At 66.0% G+C, this 15048-nt stretch carries 13 protein-coding genes; 8 read left to right on the plus strand and 5 right to left on the minus strand.

Features of this window, described 5'->3' with window-relative positions:
* Positions 1 to 52: 52 nt before the first annotated feature.
* The gene (gene metC / locus ACWIEX_RS08335; protein WP_454032608.1) at positions 53 to 1243 is read right to left on the minus strand and encodes a cystathionine beta-lyase; all 1191 of its coding nucleotides are present in this window, start codon (positions 1241 to 1243) and stop codon (positions 53 to 55) included.
* A 263-nt stretch (positions 1244 to 1506) separates the two neighbouring features.
* Here metC and ACWIEX_RS08340 point away from each other — a divergent pair, with 263 nt between their 5' ends.
* The 6 genes from ACWIEX_RS08340 to ACWIEX_RS08365 all read left to right on the plus strand — a co-directional run bounded on the left by ACWIEX_RS08340 (position 1507) and on the right by ACWIEX_RS08365 (position 7985).
* Positions 1507 to 2529, plus strand: a complete 1023-nt coding sequence (locus ACWIEX_RS08340) for an amino acid ABC transporter substrate-binding protein (RefSeq protein ID WP_061963792.1) — start codon at positions 1507 to 1509, stop codon at positions 2527 to 2529.
* 171 nt (positions 2530 to 2700) lie between these two features.
* Positions 2701 to 3726 carry an amino acid ABC transporter substrate-binding protein gene (locus ACWIEX_RS08345; protein WP_454032609.1) on the plus strand — a complete coding sequence of 342 codons (1026 nt, stop codon included), beginning with the start codon at positions 2701 to 2703 and terminating at the stop codon, positions 3724 to 3726.
* Between the two features lie 379 nt (positions 3727 to 4105).
* Positions 4106 to 5293 (plus strand): amino acid ABC transporter permease, encoded by a 1188-nt coding sequence (locus ACWIEX_RS08350; RefSeq protein WP_454033481.1) that lies wholly within the window; start codon positions 4106 to 4108, stop codon positions 5291 to 5293.
* A 10-nt stretch (positions 5294 to 5303) separates the two neighbouring features.
* Positions 5304 to 6683 carry an amino acid ABC transporter permease gene (locus ACWIEX_RS08355; protein WP_454032610.1) on the plus strand — a complete coding sequence of 460 codons (1380 nt, stop codon included), beginning with the start codon at positions 5304 to 5306 and terminating at the stop codon, positions 6681 to 6683.
* Positions 6684 to 6721: 38 nt separating this feature from the next.
* Entirely contained in the window at positions 6722 to 7498 is a 777-nt protein-coding gene (locus ACWIEX_RS08360; protein WP_454033482.1) for an amino acid ABC transporter ATP-binding protein, read from the plus strand.
* 202 nt (positions 7499 to 7700) lie between these two features.
* A complete protein-coding gene (locus tag ACWIEX_RS08365; RefSeq protein ID WP_454032611.1) occupies positions 7701 to 7985 on the plus strand; it encodes a hypothetical protein in 285 nt (94 codons plus the stop codon).
* 85 nt (positions 7986 to 8070) lie between these two features.
* On the opposite strand, the gene ACWIEX_RS08370 is transcribed toward ACWIEX_RS08365, so the two are convergent.
* From ACWIEX_RS08370 to ACWIEX_RS08380, 3 genes are all read right to left on the minus strand, one after another.
* Positions 8071 to 9231 carry a glycerophosphodiester phosphodiesterase gene (locus tag ACWIEX_RS08370; RefSeq protein WP_454032612.1) on the minus strand — a complete coding sequence of 387 codons (1161 nt, stop codon included), beginning with the start codon at positions 9229 to 9231 and terminating at the stop codon, positions 8071 to 8073.
* A gap of 136 nt (positions 9232 to 9367) precedes the next feature.
* Positions 9368 to 9616 (minus strand): DUF6719 family protein, encoded by a 249-nt coding sequence (locus tag ACWIEX_RS08375; protein WP_454032613.1) that lies wholly within the window; start codon positions 9614 to 9616, stop codon positions 9368 to 9370.
* A gap of 217 nt (positions 9617 to 9833) precedes the next feature.
* Complete coding sequence (locus tag ACWIEX_RS08380; RefSeq protein ID WP_454032614.1) at positions 9834 to 9971, minus strand: lipoprotein; 138 nt, start codon at positions 9969 to 9971, stop codon at positions 9834 to 9836.
* 180 nt (positions 9972 to 10151) lie between these two features.
* Between ACWIEX_RS08380 and ACWIEX_RS08385 the strand changes: the two genes are divergently transcribed.
* Both ACWIEX_RS08385 and guaA read left to right on the plus strand, forming a co-directional pair.
* Complete coding sequence (locus ACWIEX_RS08385; protein ID WP_454032615.1) at positions 10152 to 11450, plus strand: RsmB/NOP family class I SAM-dependent RNA methyltransferase; 1299 nt, start codon at positions 10152 to 10154, stop codon at positions 11448 to 11450.
* A 49-nt stretch (positions 11451 to 11499) separates the two neighbouring features.
* Positions 11500 to 13068: a glutamine-hydrolyzing GMP synthase gene (gene guaA, locus ACWIEX_RS08390; protein ID WP_454032616.1), complete on the plus strand. Its 1569-nt coding sequence runs from the start codon at positions 11500 to 11502 to the stop codon at positions 13066 to 13068.
* 97 nt (positions 13069 to 13165) lie between these two features.
* Here guaA and ACWIEX_RS08395 read toward each other — a convergent pair whose 3' ends face one another.
* Positions 13166 to 15046 (minus strand): ABC transporter ATP-binding protein, encoded by a 1881-nt coding sequence (locus ACWIEX_RS08395; protein ID WP_454033483.1) that lies wholly within the window; start codon positions 15044 to 15046, stop codon positions 13166 to 13168.
* Positions 15047 to 15048: the final 2 nt, after the last annotated feature.

The raw sequence follows: 15048 nt of genomic DNA on the forward strand, positions 1-15048 counted from the left end.
GTGCCTGATCGTGGTTTCCGGGGCGAAGCCCCGGAATGACAAGGGAGCTGGCTTAGCCCGCCGCCCGCAACCGCGCAAAGCCGGCATCGAGATCGGCCTTGAGATCCTCGATGTCCTCCAGCCCGATATGGATGCGGATCGTCGGCCCCTTGAAGCCGGGCTCGGTCGCCGTGCGATAGATCTTGCAGTCGAAGGGCAGGACGAGGCTCTCGTAGCCGCCCCACGAAGCGCCGATCCCGAACAGCGTCAGCCCGTCCAGCATCGCGCCGACGGCTTTCATCGAGACCGGTTTCAATTCGAAGGTGAAGAGCGAGGAGGCGCCGGTGAAATCGCGCTTCCAGATCTCGTGCCCGGGCGCGCCCGGCAGGGCGGGGTGCAGGACCTGAGCGACCTCGGGCCGCTCGCGCAGCCATTCCGCCATCGCGATGCCGGCGGGCATCTGCTCCTTGAGGCGGACCGCCATCGTGCGCATGCCGCGCAGCGTCAGGAAGGCGTCTTCCGGGGCGATGATCAGGCCGAGCTGGCCCCAGGTCGCGCGCAACGCCTTGAACAGCTCCGGCGTGCGGGCCGAGACGGTGCCGATCAGCACGTCGGAATGGGCGGCGTAATATTTGGTGCCGGCCTGCACGGAGAGGTCGACGCCGAAGCCATGGGCATCGAAGAACAGCGGCGTCGCCCAGGTGTTGTCCATCGCGACGAGAATGTCGCGCTCATGCGCAGCAGCGACGATCGCCGGAATATCCTGCATCTCGAAGGTCTGCGAGCCCGGAGCCTCGGTCCAGATCGCCCTGGTATTCGGCTTGAACAGCTTGGCGATATCGCCGCCGACCAGCGGGTCGTAATAGGTCGTCTCGACTCCCATCCGCTTCAGGAAGGTGTCGCAGAAGATCCGCGTCGGCCGGTAGACGCTGTCCGTCACCAGAACGTGATCGCCGGCCGAGAGCAGGGTGAGGAAGGCCAGCGTGCAGGCCATCAGGCCCGATGGCGTGACGACGACGCCGGCGCCGCCCTCGATCGTGTTGGCGGCGGCGATCAGCGCGTCGATCGTCGGGTTGCCGTCCGTGCCGTAGGTGTAGCGCGCCTTGCGCACCAGGAAGTCCTCGGTGTTCGGATAGACCACCGTGGAGCCTCGTACGATAGGCGGATTGACAAACCCGTAGCTGTCGGCGGGGTCGCGGCCTGCCAGTACGAGGCGCGTGCGCTCGCCGAGGCGCGCAAATTCAGGCGAAGTCAGCTTTTTCATGGAAAGGCACGGCCAAAAACGGAAAAATTGTGGCCGGGCTTGACCACTCCCCCCAAACTCGCATGTGATATATGCAGCGAACAAGGGGCGGCTCATGCGTATGGCGGTTGCTTGACGCTCATGAGTCGCTCTGGCAATCGACGCGAGGATATGGGGACGCCGCGCGAAAGCGGGATGAACCGAGCGGCGAAAAAGCCGCCGGCGGCGGGACCAGACAAATCTTCCGGCATCAGCCGGACAGGGGTTCCAACGGGAGAGTACCGATGAAAAAGTTTGTAGCAGCCGCCCTTGCAGCAGGCATCGGCCTGGCGATGTCCGCGACGGGGGCCTCGGCCCAGGCCACGCTGGCGCAGGTCAAGCAGCGCGGCATCCTCAACTGCGGCTCGAATACCGGCCTCGCCGGCTTCGGCGTGCCGGATGCGCAGGGCAACTGGAAGGGGCTCGACGTCGATCTCTGCCGTGCCATCGCCGCGACGATCTTCAACGATCCCAGCAAGGTGAAGTTCATCCCGCTCTCGGCCAAGGACCGCTTCACCGCGCTCCAGTCGGGCGAAGTCGACGTGCTCGTCCGCAACTCGACCTGGACGATGACGCGCGACGCCTCGCTCGGCCTGCTCTTCACCGGTGTGAACTATTATGACGGCCAGGGCTTCCTGGTCCGCAAGAAGCTCGGCGTGAATTCGGCGCTGCAGCTTTCGGGCGCGTCGGTCTGCACCCAGCAGGGCACCACGACCGAGCTCAACCTCGCCGACTATTTCCGCGCCAACAACCTCAAGTACGAAGTCGTCGCCTTCGCGACCTCGGACGAGACGGTCAAGGCTTACGATGCCGGTCGCTGCGACGCCTTCACCACCGACGCCTCGGGCCTCTATGCCGAGCGCCTGAAGCTGACGAACCCCGACGAGCATCTCGTCCTGCCGGAGATCATCTCGAAGGAGCCGCTCGGCCCGTCCGTCCGCAACAACGATCCGCAGTGGTTCAACCTGGTGAAGTGGACCCATTTCGCCATGCTGAACGCCGAGGAACTCGGCGTCACCCAGGCGAATGTCGACCAGCAGCTGAAGTCCGAGAACCCCGAGATCAAGCGTCTGCTCGGCACCGAGGGCAAGTTCGGCGAGCAGATCGGCCTGACGCCGGACTGGGTCGTCCGCATCGTCAAGCATGTCGGCAACTACGGCGAATCCTTCGAGCGCAACGTGGGCCAGGGCTCGCTGCTCAAGATCGCCCGCGGCCAGAACGGTCTCTGGACCAAGGGCGGCCTGCAATACGCCCCGCCGGTTCGCTGAGAGGCATGCGGGGCGCTGGTCTGACCGGCGCCCCGTTCTCGCATGCGCATACCGAAGCGGTCCTCGTCGATCGGCCGCGATCATCTGAACGTCGACCGCCGCGTGGTGTCGCCACCGCTGTCACCCGGGTCTGATTCCGCCGGTTCTGATTCCGCCATGGGAAAGGCCTGGATGCCGACCATCCTTGCGCTGGCATTGGCCGCCATGGCCGCCCTCGCGCCCGATAGCGGACGAGCGGCGCCCGCCGGCGGCCTGCTGGAGCAGGTCAGGCATCGCGGCGCCGTCATCTGCGGCGTGGCTCCCTCGCTGGCGGGGTTTTCCATTCCCGACAGGCAGGGGCGCTGGACCGGTTTCGACGTCGATCTCTGCCGGGCCGTCGCGGCCGCGATCTTCGACGATTCCGAGAAGGTGAAATTCATTCCCCTCCTGTCGAAGGACCGCTTCACCGCGCTCCAGACGGGCGAGGTCGATCTCTTGTCACGCACCTCGACCTGGTCGATGGCGCGCGATACCGCGCTCGGTCTCAACTTCACCGGCATCAATTTCTATGGCGGCGAAGGCTTCATGGTTCGTGCCAGACTCGGCCTGACCTCTGCATTGCAGCTTGCCGGTTCGTCCGTCTGCACGGAGCAGGGCACCACGACCGAGCTCAATGTTGCCGACTTCTTTCGCAGCCACGGCCTGAAATATGAGATCGTCACCTTCAAGGGCAGCGAGGAGACCGTCGACGCCTATGCCAGCGGCCGCTGCGACGCCTATGCCTATGACCGGGCCGGGCTCGCGATCCAGCGGATGAAGCTGGCAGCGCCGCAGGAACACGTCATCCTGCCGGAGACGATCTCGAAGGAGCCGCTCGGCCCCGCCGTCCGCCATGGCGACGACCAATGGTTCGACCTGGTGAAGTGGACGCTCTTCGCCATGGTCGATGCCGAAGAGCTGGGCGTGGGCCAGGGCAATGTCGATTCCATGCGGGCCTCGGAGCGGCCTGATATCCGCCGGCTGCTCGGCCTGGAGGGCAATTTCGGCGAGGCGCTCGGCCTGCATCGCGACTGGGCCTATCGCATCGTTCGCCATGTCGGCAATTATGGTGAATCTTTTGAACGAAATCTCGGTCGGGACTCGCCTCTGAAGATCGAACGTGGCCAGAATGCGCTGTGGACCAGGGGGGGCCTGCAATACGCTCCGCCGATCCGCTGAAGACGACCAGCGGGCGGCCGGTTCGAAAGATGACGGGACAGGGCGAGGCAGCCCTGTGCGAGACGAGGGAATCAAGGCAGGGGTCGCGCGCCTGGCGCGCGGCTTGCTAGCTGGCCGAGGGCGGGACGAACCCGCTCCGAAAGGGGAACCGCATGAGGAACATCATCGCGCCGGCGACCGCCGGTGCCGGGTACCTGTCGCAGCGCAACGCGCTGGGCCGGGCCGGGACGTAGGGGAAGGGCGCGCGGCCTGCCGGCCGGGCGCCGTTCGCAAAACCAGAAGAGTGGCACGGATAACAACACGACCGCAGCGCAACCGCACCGCTGCAGGATCGCCGGCCACGACAAGCGAAACAAAAAGGGCGTGACAGGTGTCGAGCATTCCGAGCGAACAGGTATCACCCGGCAAGGCGTCGCTATTCTACGACCCGAAGGTCCGGGGCTATGTCTATCAGGCCGCTCTGGTGGCGATCGTCGTCTTCCTGGTCTGGTCGGCGGCTTCGAACGCGATCGAGAACCTGCGCGCGCAGAAGATCGCCTCCGGCTTCGGCTTCTGGCACAACGCCGCCGGCTTCGACATCAACCAGAAGCTGATCCCGTTCTCGGCCGCGGGCGGCTCGACCTATGGCGACGCGTTCATCGTCGGCCTGTTGAACACGCTGCTGGTCGCCGGGCTCGGCATCATCTTTGCGACCTTCCTCGGCTTCTTCGTCGGTGTCGCCCGGCTGTCGAACAACTGGGTCATCGCCAAGCTGGCGATGATCTATGTCGAGATCATCCGCAACATCCCGCTGCTGCTCCAGCTGTTCTTCTGGTACAACGCGGTGCTGAAGCCGCTGCCGAACCCGCGTCAGTCGATCGCGCTGCCGGCCGGAGCGCTGCTCAACAACCGCGGCCTCTACCTTCCCGATCCGCACCTGGGCCCCGGCGGCAGCCTGATCGTCTGGGCTTTCCTGATCGGCCTTGTTGCCACCTTCGTCTTCCGCTCCTGGGCGCACAAGCAGCAGGAAGCGACCGGCAGGCAATACCCGATCGGCTGGGTCGCGCTCGCCCTGATCGTGGTCGTGCCGGCGCTGATCTATTTCGCTCTGGGCCGGCCGGTCACCTTCGTCTACCCCGAGCTCGCCGGCTTCAACCTGCGCGGCGGCATCCAGATCTTCCCTGAATTCGTCGCGCTGCTGATCGGCCTGACCACCTATACGGCCGGCTTCATCGCCGAGGTCGTGCGCGCCGGCATCCTCGCGGTGTCGAAAGGGCAGACCGAGGCCGCCCATGCGCTGGGCCTGCGCAACGGGCCGACGCTGAAGCTTGTCGTCATCCCGCAGGCGATGCGCGTCATCATCCCGCCGCTGACCTCCAACTACCTCAACCTGACGAAGAATTCGTCGCTGGCGGTGGCGATCGGCTATCCCGATCTCGTCCAGGTCTTCACCGGCACGGTGCTGAACCAGACAGGCCAGGCGGTCGAGGTCGTGGCGATCACGATGGCGGTCTATCTGACGATCTCGCTGGTGACATCGCTGTTCATGAACATCTACAACAAGCGCATGGCGCTGGTGGAACGGTGAGGGCCGCGCGATGACCGACGCAACAACCGAGAACGCGCCCTACGCCTTCGTCCGCAAGGAGACGCTTCCGCAGGAGCCGGCGCCGCTTTCCGTCGCCGGCCCGCTGGCCTGGATCAGGGCGAACCTGTTCTCCAGCCCGCTCAACGCCATTCTGACGCTGCTCTGCGTCTGGCTGGTGGTCGACACGGTTCCGGGAATGGTCCGCTTCTACTTCATCGACGCGGTCTGGACCGGCACGAACCGCGATGCCTGCCTCGCCGACAAGGTCGGGCGCCCGGTCGGCGCCTGCTGGGCCTATATCGCTGACCGCACCCAGTACTTCATCTACGGCTCCTATCCGGTGGCGGAACGCTGGCGCGTCAACATCGTCTTCGCGATGTTCGCTCTCGGCGTGGTCTGGCTGCTCTGGAACAAGATGCCGCTGAAGAAGGTCGGCTTCTTCTTCTTCTTCGTCATCATGCCGGCGAGCGCCTTCATCCTGCTGCTCGGCGGCGAGCGCGCGGAGAGCTTCCTGCGCTTCCTGATCCTCGTCACTTTCGCGCTGGCGGTGCTCTATCTGGTGCTCTCCTTCGCGCCGGGGCTGATGAAGTTCTGGATCGGCGAGGGCCAGCTTGCGGTCGAGGAGACCATGCCGGCCTGGCAGCGCTTCTACCGGCCCAAGCGCCTGATCCTGATCTCGCTCGTCGTCTTCGGGCTGCTGGCGGTGCTGGCGGACAAGATTGGGCTGCCGCGCGTCGATACCGGCCTCTGGGGCGGCATGACCGTGACCTTCCTGATCTCGGCGGTCGGCATCGTCTTCTCGCTGCCGCTCGGCGTGCTGCTCGCGCTCGGCCGCCGCTCGAAGCTGCCGGCGATCCAGCTGCTCTCGGTGATCTTCATCGAGTTCGTGCGCGGCGTGCCGCTGATCACCGTGCTGTTCATGGCCAACACCATGCTGCCGCTCTTCGTGCCGCAGGAATATTCGCCGGACCGTTTGCTGAGGCCGCTGATCGGCGTCGCGCTCTTCGCCGCCGCCTATATGGCGGAGGTGGTGCGCGGCGGCCTGCAGGCCATGCCGAAGGGCCAGTACGAGGGCGCGATGTCGCTCGGCCTCGGCTACTGGCAGATGATGCGCCTGATCATCCTGCCGCAGGCGCTGCGGATCGTGATCCCCGGCATCGTCAACACCTTCATCGGGCTGTTCAAGGATACGACGCTGGTCACCATCGTCGGCATCTTCGACTTCCTGCGCACGATCGAGGCGACGCTGATCGATCCGACCTGGGCGACGCCGACGACACGGTCGACAGGCTACGCCTTCGCCGCCATCTTCTATTTCCTGTGCTGCTGGGGAATGTCGCGCTACTCGATCGCGGTCGAGAAGCGCCTCGCCGCCGGCCAAAAACGTTGAGAGGGACGACAACCATGGCAATGGCAGAAACCAAGACGATGGACACACGCCCGGCGGCGCTGAAGCCGACCTCGCTGAACACCGAGACCGCGGTCGAGATGATCGGCGTCAACAAGTGGTACGGCGAGTTCCACGTCCTGCGCGACATCAACCTGAAGGTCTCGCGCGGCGAGAAGCTGGTCATCTGCGGCCCGTCCGGCTCGGGCAAATCGACGATGATCCGCTGCATCAACCGGCTGGAAGAGCACCAGAAGGGCCAGATCATCGTCGACGGCACGGAGCTCACCAACGATCTCAAGAAGATCGACGAGATCCGCCGCGATGTCGGCATGGTCTTCCAGCACTTCAACCTGTTCCCGCATCTGACGATCCTGGAGAACCTGACGCTCGCTCCGATCTGGGTGAAGAAGATGCCCAAGAAGGACGCCGAGGAGATCGCGATGCACTATCTCAAGCGCGTCAAGATCCCCGAGCAGGCGGCGAAGTATCCAGGCCAGCTCTCCGGCGGCCAGCAGCAGCGCGTCGCCATCGCCCGCTCGCTCTGCATGAGCCCGAAGATCATGCTGTTCGACGAGCCGACCTCGGCGCTCGATCCGGAAATGGTCAAGGAGGTGCTCGACACCATGGTCTCGCTGGCCGACGAGGGCATGACCATGCTCTGCGTCACCCACGAGATGGGCTTTGCCCGCCAGGTCGCCGATCGCGTCATCTTCATGGATGCCGGTCAGATCGTCGAGACGAACACGCCCAACGAGTTCTTCAAGAACCCGCAGCACGAGCGCACCAAGCTCTTCCTCTCGCAGATCCTGCACTGAGGGCAGGCGCTTCCGCCAAGGATTGCCAACGCGCCGGCTCTGCCGGCGCGTTTTGCATTTCAAGGGTATCCGGTGGGCGAGGGATTGCGGGCGCGAGAGCGCTAAACGTCAGGCCGAGCGCATGCCCTGGAAACCGGCGAGCCGTCCTGTTTTGGAACGAATCCTTACGTAACCCGTTGGTGATGGGAACGGAGGATACGTCATGAAACGTCTTGTTCCTGTCCTGGTCGCCGCCCTCTTGGCGAGCGGTGGGGCCTATGCCCAGTCGATCAATGTCGGCCCCGGCGGCGTCAGCGTCGATACGCGCTCGCCGCGCGAGCGGGCCATGGACCGTGAAATCCGCGAGGAGCGGCGCGACCGCTATGACCGCCATCGCGAGCGCGAATGGCGCCGGGCCAACTATCGCCGCGGCGACTGCCGCACCGTGACGACCGAGCGCGAAACCCCGCGCGGCATGGTGCGCCGGACCACCCGCGTCTGCGACTGAGTTCAGTCGCGCCGACAGGTGCAGCCGCCAACCATAAAGAAGGCCCGCGATGCCGAGCGTCGCGGGCCTTCTGCCGGAACGAGGCCTATTTGCCGTCGCGCGCCTTCACGGCCTGGTCGGGGAAGTCCGAGAACAGGCCGTCGAGTCCGAGCGCGATGAAGGCCTTGTACTCGGCGCCCGCATCGCCCTTGAAATCGGAGGTCAGCCGCTTCGGCTCGCTGCGGAAGGTCCAGCTATGGACCAGCAGGCCGGCGGCATGAGCGTCCTTCACGACGTTGGTCGGCGCAACCAGCGTGCGGTCGCGCTCGTCGATCGTGCCGTCGCCGTTGAGGTCCTGCGGCTTGCCATCAGCGCCGATCGTCTGCCTGGCGCCGATCAGATAGGGCTTCCACGGCCCGACGCCATCGGCATAGGTCGCGATCTCCTTGAGGCCCTCGGCCGAGAGCATGTCCTGGAAGGTCCGCTTGTCGCCGAGCACGGCGAAATCATAGGGCCGGTCGAAGGGCGCGGCGAGCGTGACCTTGCCTTCCTTGTCGACACCGTCGCCATCGACGAGCTGGACCAGGCGCAACTGCGTCTTCTTGCGCAGGTATTTCAGGTTCGCGGTCTCGAAGCTCTGGATGAAGACCGGCGCGCTCTTGTCGGTCCAGCCGGCGGCCTTGAGCATGTCCAGAAGCTTGTCCTCGAAGGCGAGGCCGAGCGCGGCGTGATAGGTCGGGTGCTTGGTTTCGGGATAGATGCCGATGGTGCGGCCGGTGCGGGTGCTTTCAGCCTTGGCGAGGTCGATCACCTCCTGGAAGGTCGGGATCTGGTATTGGCCGTTATGCGAGGGGTCGCGGTCGGCAAAGGCCTGCTTCGCCTTCAGCGTCTTGATCTCGGCGGCGGTGAAATCATTGGCGAACCAGTCCGTCGTGTCGACGCCGTCGACCTTGCGGGTGGTCTTGCGATTGGCGAATTCCGGCCGATCCGCGACATCGGTCGTGCCTGATAGCATCGGCTCGTGGCGGACGACGAGCACGCCGTCCCTGGTCGAGACGAGGTCCGGCTCGATGAAATCCGCGCCCTGCTCGATCGCGAGCTTGTAACCCTCGATCGTGTGCTCGGGCAGGTAACCGCTGGCGCCGCGATGGGCGATGACGAGCGGCTTCTGGCCCGACCGCGTCGGGGCCGCCTGCGCAAGCGCGACCGGTGCCTGGAAGGACAGCGCGGCAAGGAGCGTGGTTGAGAGAAGGACGTTCTTTGTCATGGCCTGGCCCGGTCTCGCGGAAATGCCGGCGAACTTAGGTCGGCGGATGTGACGCCGCCATGAAGGCTGGCGCTGGGATGAATGTGGGGCGGGTCTGGGACGCCACGCGGAAGCGTCTGGTCGAAACTGTCACCGCTCAACTGCGCGGAATGCAACGACGTTCACGCTCCGTCGATTGGCCTTGCCGGGCCCTGAGGCCCGGATTTGTGCCGCCGGTCACCTCGAGGATCTGTCCTCGCGGGCATCTGCCGTCATCAACCAGTATCTTTTGACCGGCGCGGATCAGCCCTTTGGCCGGCTCGTGGCGATAGATCTGCTGGGCTTCCGCCGCATCTGCCAGCGCGAGCGATAGAAGAACCAGCGAGAGAGCCCCGAAGCGTGTCATCGACCGTTCCTCCACCCTGGTTGAAGGCTAGCAGCGGCGCTATCCGCATGACAGTTGGCTGAAAGTCGAGCGGCCGCGAGCCTCGGGTCTCGTACCGAGCGCGCCGCCCATATAAAAACCCGCCCCGGCGAAAGCCGACGCGGGTTTTGGTTCGATCGCCGATGCGAGCGGGATCGGCCGGCGGTGATGCACGCAGCCTCTGCCGTCGCGCGAAATCTCAGCGGCGGTTCTCGAGGGTCGTCTTGGCGTCGAGGGGCTTGGAGGCCGGCGGGGTGTAGTCCGGCTGCTGGGTGGCGCAGGCGGCGAGGCCGAGCGCGACGAGGCTCAGGATGACGATGCGGCTGGCGCTTTTCATGTGTGTGTATCCCAATGGCCGCGACATGCGGTTGCATCGTCTTTCCGCTTGTGGAACGACCGCGTCAAGAGTGTGGCGCCGGCAGGCTTATGCCCCGGCGTCATGCTTGAATCGGTCGAAACCTGTTCGACACCGTGTTTGCGGCGCCCGGAAGCCGTCCGGCGCCAGGATTGAAGCGTCATGACCCCAGCCGCCCGGATCAGTGCTGCCATCGAGGTGCTCCAGGATATCGTCGAGCGCCGCCGGCCGGCCTCCGATTCCCTGAAGGACTGGGGCTTGTCGCGTCGTTTCGCCGGCTCGAAGGACCGCGCCGCCATCGCCTCGCTGGTCTATGACGCGCTCCGGCGCAAGGCCTCCTCCGGCTATGCGATGGCGTCCGAGACGCCGCGTGCACTCGTCCTCGGCATGCTCGCCGGTTTGCGCGGCCTCGGCGTCGCGGAAATCGCGGAACTCTGCTCGGGTGAGAATCACGCGCCGGAGCCGCTGAACGACGACGAGACCGCGCTTCTCACCGCCTTCTCGGTCGAGGGCGCCCCCGATTGGGTGCAGGCTGACGTGCCGGAATGGCTCTGGCCTTCTTTCCGGGCGGGATTGGGCGAGGTCGCCATCGCCGAGGGCGAGGCGCTGGCGGCTCGCGCGCCGATCGATCTGCGCGTCAACCGCCTGAAGGCGGGCAGGGACGCCGTGTTGAACGATCTGGCCCATCTCCAGCCGGAGCAGGGGCCCTGGTCTCCGGATGCGCTGCGTTTCCAGCCCGGCCATGACGGGCGCGGCCCTTCGCTGCAGACCGAGCCCGGCTTCTTCGCTGGCGCTTTCGAGATCCAGGACGAGGGTTCGCAACTGGTGACGCTGCTCGCCGGTGCCCGGCCAGGCCAGACCGTGATCGATCTCTGTGCCGGGGCAGGGGGCAAGACGCTGGCGCTCGCGGCGTTGATGGCCAATCGCGGCAGCCTCTACGCCACCGATCTCGACAGCCGCCGCCTCGCGCCCCTGCATGACCGGCTCGCCCGCTCGGGCGCCGGCATCGTCGAGGTCCGCATTCCCCGCTCGCGCGGCCACGAGCCCTTCGCCGATATCGCCGGACAGGTCGATCTCGTCCTGGTCGACGCTCCCTGCACCGGCTCAGGCACCTGGCGGCGCAATCCGGATGCCAAATGGCGGGTGCGCCCCGGCGCATTGGCCGAGCGCATCAAGGACCAGGCCGAGGTGCTGGCGCGCGCTGCCAGGCTGGTGAAGCCCGGCGGCCGCATCGCCTATATCACCTGCTCGGTGCTGCCGGAGGAGAACGACGAGGCGATCCGCGCCTTTCTCACCAGGCATCCGGGCTTCTCGACCATCGCACCGATCGACGTGCTCAGGGGCGCCGAAAGCGACTTCTCCCTGCTTGCCCGCTTCGCCACGACGTACGGCCTGCAGCTCTCGCCGCGGCGCACCGGTACGGACGGGTTCTATCTGGCCTGCCTCCAGCGCGGGGACTGAAGCGGGGACAGCCGTTGCACGCGCCCGCGCGATCCATTAACGGAACGCGATGACGAGCGCTCAGCCCCATCACGACTCCATCCTCATCATCGATTTCGGCTCGCAGGTGACGCAGCTCATCGCGCGGCGCATCCGCGAGATCGGCGTCTATTGCGAGATCGCCCCGTTCCAGTCCGCTTCCAAGGCCTTTGCCCGCATGAAGCCGAAGGGCGTGATCTTCTCGGGCGGCCCCGCTTCGGTGCCGGACGAGGGCAGCCCGCGCGCTCCTGAGGCGGTCTTCTCGGCCAATATCCCGCTGATGGGCATCTGCTACGGCCAGCAGACCATGGCGCATCAGCTCGGCGGCAAGGTCGAGGGCGGGCATGCTGCCGAATTCGGCCGCGCCGATGTCGAGATCGTCACGCCCTCGGCGCTGTTCGAAGGTGTCTGGGAGCAGGGCGGCCGCTATCCGGTCTGGATGAGCCATGGCGACCGCGTCACGCAGCTCCCGGCCGGTTTCACCGTCAAGGCGACCTCCGAGAACGCCCCCTATGCCGTGGCGAGCGACGAGGAGCGCCGCTTCTACACCACGATGTTCCACCCCGAGGTGGTCCATACCCCCGATGGCGGCAAGCTGCTGCGCAATTTCGTCGTCGAGATCTGCGGCTGCAAGCCGGACTGGAGCATGTCGGCCTATCGCTCCGAGATGCAGAAGAAGATCAAGGACCAGGTCGGCACCGGCCGCGTCATCTGCGGCCTCTCCGGCGGCGTCGACTCGGCGGTGGCGGCCGTGCTGATCCACGAGGCGATCGGCGACCAGCTCACCTGCGTCTTCGTCGATCACGGCCTGATGCGGATGAACGAGGCCGAGGAGGTCGTCCGGCTGTTCAGGGATCACTACAACATCCCGCTGGTGCATGTTGAGGCCGAAGAGCTTTTCCTCACCGAGCTCGCCAAATGCGGCGCCGATCCGGAGGCGAAGCGCAAGACCATCGGCCGGCTCTTCATCGATGTCTTCGATGCCGAAGCCGCCAAGCTCGGCGGCGCCGATTTCCTGGCGCAGGGCACGCTCTATCCCGACGTGATCGAGAGCGTGTCGTTCTCCGGCGGTCCCTCGGTCACGATCAAGAGCCACCACAATGTCGGCGGCCTGCCCGAGCGCATGAAGATGAAGCTCGTCGAGCCGCTGCGCGAGCTGTTCAAGGACGAGGTTCGCGTGCTCGGCCGCGAGCTCGGCCTGCCCGAGGCCTTCGTCGGCCGCCATCCCTTCCCGGGGCCGGGCCTCGCCATCCGCTGCCCCGGCGAGATCACCAGGGAGAAGCTCGACATCCTGCGCAAGGCGGACGCGATCTATCTCGACGAGATCCGCAAGGCCGGACTCTACGACGTGATCTGGCAGGCTTTCGCGGTACTATTGCCGGTGCGCACCGTCGGCGTGATGGGCGATTACCGCACCTATGACCATGTCTGCGCGCTGCGCGCCGTGACCTCGGTCGACGGCATGACCGCGGATTTCTATCCCTTCGACATGAACTTCCTCGGCCGCGCCGCGACCCGCATCATCAACGAGGTCAAGGGCATCAACCGCGTCGTCTACGACGTGACGTCGAAGCCGCCCGGCACGATCGAGTGGGAGTGATTCAGGCCGCTCCAGGCGTATCCAAATTGCGCTGGCGCACGCTCCAGCGCGTTGAAGCCGGATAAGGTGCCTCCCGCGGCGAGCGGGAGCGAAGCGACTAGGTTGCGTCGCGCGCCCACTCGTCTCCCCAGATCATCACCGTGTGCCCGGGCGAGACTGTCCGGTACTGGCGGATCGGAGGCTCGAAATCGGCCGGCCTGATCGGGCTTCTGATCTCGGCGTTGGAGACGGTGCGCGGTTGGTGGCGGCGCTCCGGGTCCGCGATCGGCACCGCAGCGAGCAGCCGTTTGGTATAGGGATGCTGCGGATTGCCGAAGATCGCGGCACGGGGTCCGATCTCGACGATCTCGCCGAGATACATCACCGCGACACGGTGGCTGACACGTTCCACCACCGCCATGTCATGCGAGATGAACACATAGCTCAGGCCCATCTGGGCCTGCAGGTCGAGCATCAGGTTGACCACCTGGGCCTTGACCGACACGTCCAGCGCCGAGACGGATTCGTCGGCGACGATCAGGCGCGGTTCGAGCGCCAAGGCGCGGGCGATGCAGATGCGCTGGCGTTGACCTCCCGAGAATTCGTGCGGGTAGCGGCGGGCCATGTCGGCTTGCAGCCCGACCCGCTCCAGCAGGTCCGCGACCTTGTCCCGGGCCTTGGCCGGCGTGGCGAGCCCGTGGATGACGAGCGGCTCGGCGATCGCCCTGCCGACAGTCTCGCGTGGATTGAGGCTGCCGAACGGGTCCTGGAAGATCATCTGGATGCGCCGGCGCTGCTCGCGGAGTTCGTCGGCGCCCAGTTTCAGCACGTCCACGCCGTCGAGCAGGATCGAGCCGGCTTCCGGCTCGACCAGCCGCAGCAGGGAGCGGCCCGTGGTCGACTTTCCGCAGCCGGATTCTCCGACCAGCGCCAGGGTCTCGCCCGCGCGGAGGTCGAAGGAGACGTTCTCGACCGCATGGACCCGCCCCGTGATCCGGCCGCGGATGGCGGAGCGGATCGGGAAGCGCGTCGTCAGATTGCTGACCTGAAGGAGAGGGCGCTCCTGGTCCCTGACGGTGTCCGGAACCTCCGTCGAAACATCCGACGTGCCGGTGCTGCGATCCACGATCGGGAAGCGCATCGGCCGTTCGCGGCCGTTCATAGCGCCGAGCTTGGGCACCGCAGCGAGCAGCGCCTTGGTGTAGGGATGCTGCGGGCGCCGGAAGATCTCGGCGGTGGTGCCGGCTTCGACCGCCTCGCCATTGTACATGACGACGGTCCGGTCGGCGATCTCGGCAACCACGCCCATGTCGTGGGTGACGAAGAGGATCGCCATGCCCTCTTCCTTCTGCAGATCCTTGATCAGTTCGAGGATCTGCGCCTGGATCGTGACGTCCAGCGCCGTGGTCGGCTCGTCGGCGATCAGAAGCTTCGGCTTGCAGGCCAAAGCGAGCGCGATCATCACGCGCTGGCGCATGCCGCCCGACAATTCGAACGGGAACTGGTCGAGGCGGCGCTCCGGGTCCGAGATGCGGACCTTGCGCAGCATCTCCAGGGCGAGCTTGTGCGCTTCAGCCTGCGAGCAATCCCGGTGCGCCAGGATCGCCTCGGCGATCTGGTCGCCGATCCGGTAGACCGGGTTGAGGCTGGTCATCGGCTCCTGGAATATCATCGCGATGTCGCTGCCGCGCAGAGAGCAGGCCGTCTCGTCCGGGAGATCGGCCAGATTGTAGGTCTGGCCCGATTTCGCCGCGAAGGCGATCCGCCCGCCGGTGACCCGCGCGACGCCCTTCGGCAGCAGCCCCATGATCGACAGGCTGGTGACCGATTTGCCGGAGCCGGATTCGCCGACCACCGCCAGCGTCTCGCCCCGCCTGAGATCGAAGGAGATATCCTTCACCGCGGCCACGGCGCCGTTCGGCGTGGCGAACTCGGTCCGCAACCCCGCCACGGAGAGCTGGACGCCTTCGGGAAGGTGTACGTCGCTCCGGCCCTGCAGGT

It is taken from the genome of Allobosea sp. NPDC055353 (genome assembly GCF_053644975.1).

Coding starts and splice junctions, on each gene's coding strand:
- ACWIEX_RS08360 (WP_454033482.1), top strand. CDS start 6,722: ATGGACACACGCCCGGCGGCGCTGAAGCCGACCTCGCTGAACACCGAG.
- ACWIEX_RS08370 (WP_454032612.1), bottom strand. CDS start 9,231: ATGACAAAGAACGTCCTTCTCTCAACCACGCTCCTTGCCGCGCTGTCC.
- ACWIEX_RS08355 (WP_454032610.1), top strand. CDS start 5,304: ATGACCGACGCAACAACCGAGAACGCGCCCTACGCCTTCGTCCGCAAG.
- ACWIEX_RS08375 (WP_454032613.1), bottom strand. CDS start 9,616: ATGACACGCTTCGGGGCTCTCTCGCTGGTTCTTCTATCGCTCGCGCTG.
- ACWIEX_RS08380 (WP_454032614.1), bottom strand. CDS start 9,971: ATGAAAAGCGCCAGCCGCATCGTCATCCTGAGCCTCGTCGCGCTCGGC.
- ACWIEX_RS08365 (WP_454032611.1), top strand. CDS start 7,701: ATGAAACGTCTTGTTCCTGTCCTGGTCGCCGCCCTCTTGGCGAGCGGT.
- metC (WP_454032608.1), bottom strand. CDS start 1,243: ATGAAAAAGCTGACTTCGCCTGAATTTGCGCGCCTCGGCGAGCGCACG.
- guaA (WP_454032616.1), top strand. CDS start 11,500: ATGACGAGCGCTCAGCCCCATCACGACTCCATCCTCATCATCGATTTC.
- ACWIEX_RS08340 (WP_061963792.1), top strand. CDS start 1,507: ATGAAAAAGTTTGTAGCAGCCGCCCTTGCAGCAGGCATCGGCCTGGCG.
- ACWIEX_RS08345 (WP_454032609.1), top strand. CDS start 2,701: ATGCCGACCATCCTTGCGCTGGCATTGGCCGCCATGGCCGCCCTCGCG.
- ACWIEX_RS08385 (WP_454032615.1), top strand. CDS start 10,152: ATGACCCCAGCCGCCCGGATCAGTGCTGCCATCGAGGTGCTCCAGGAT.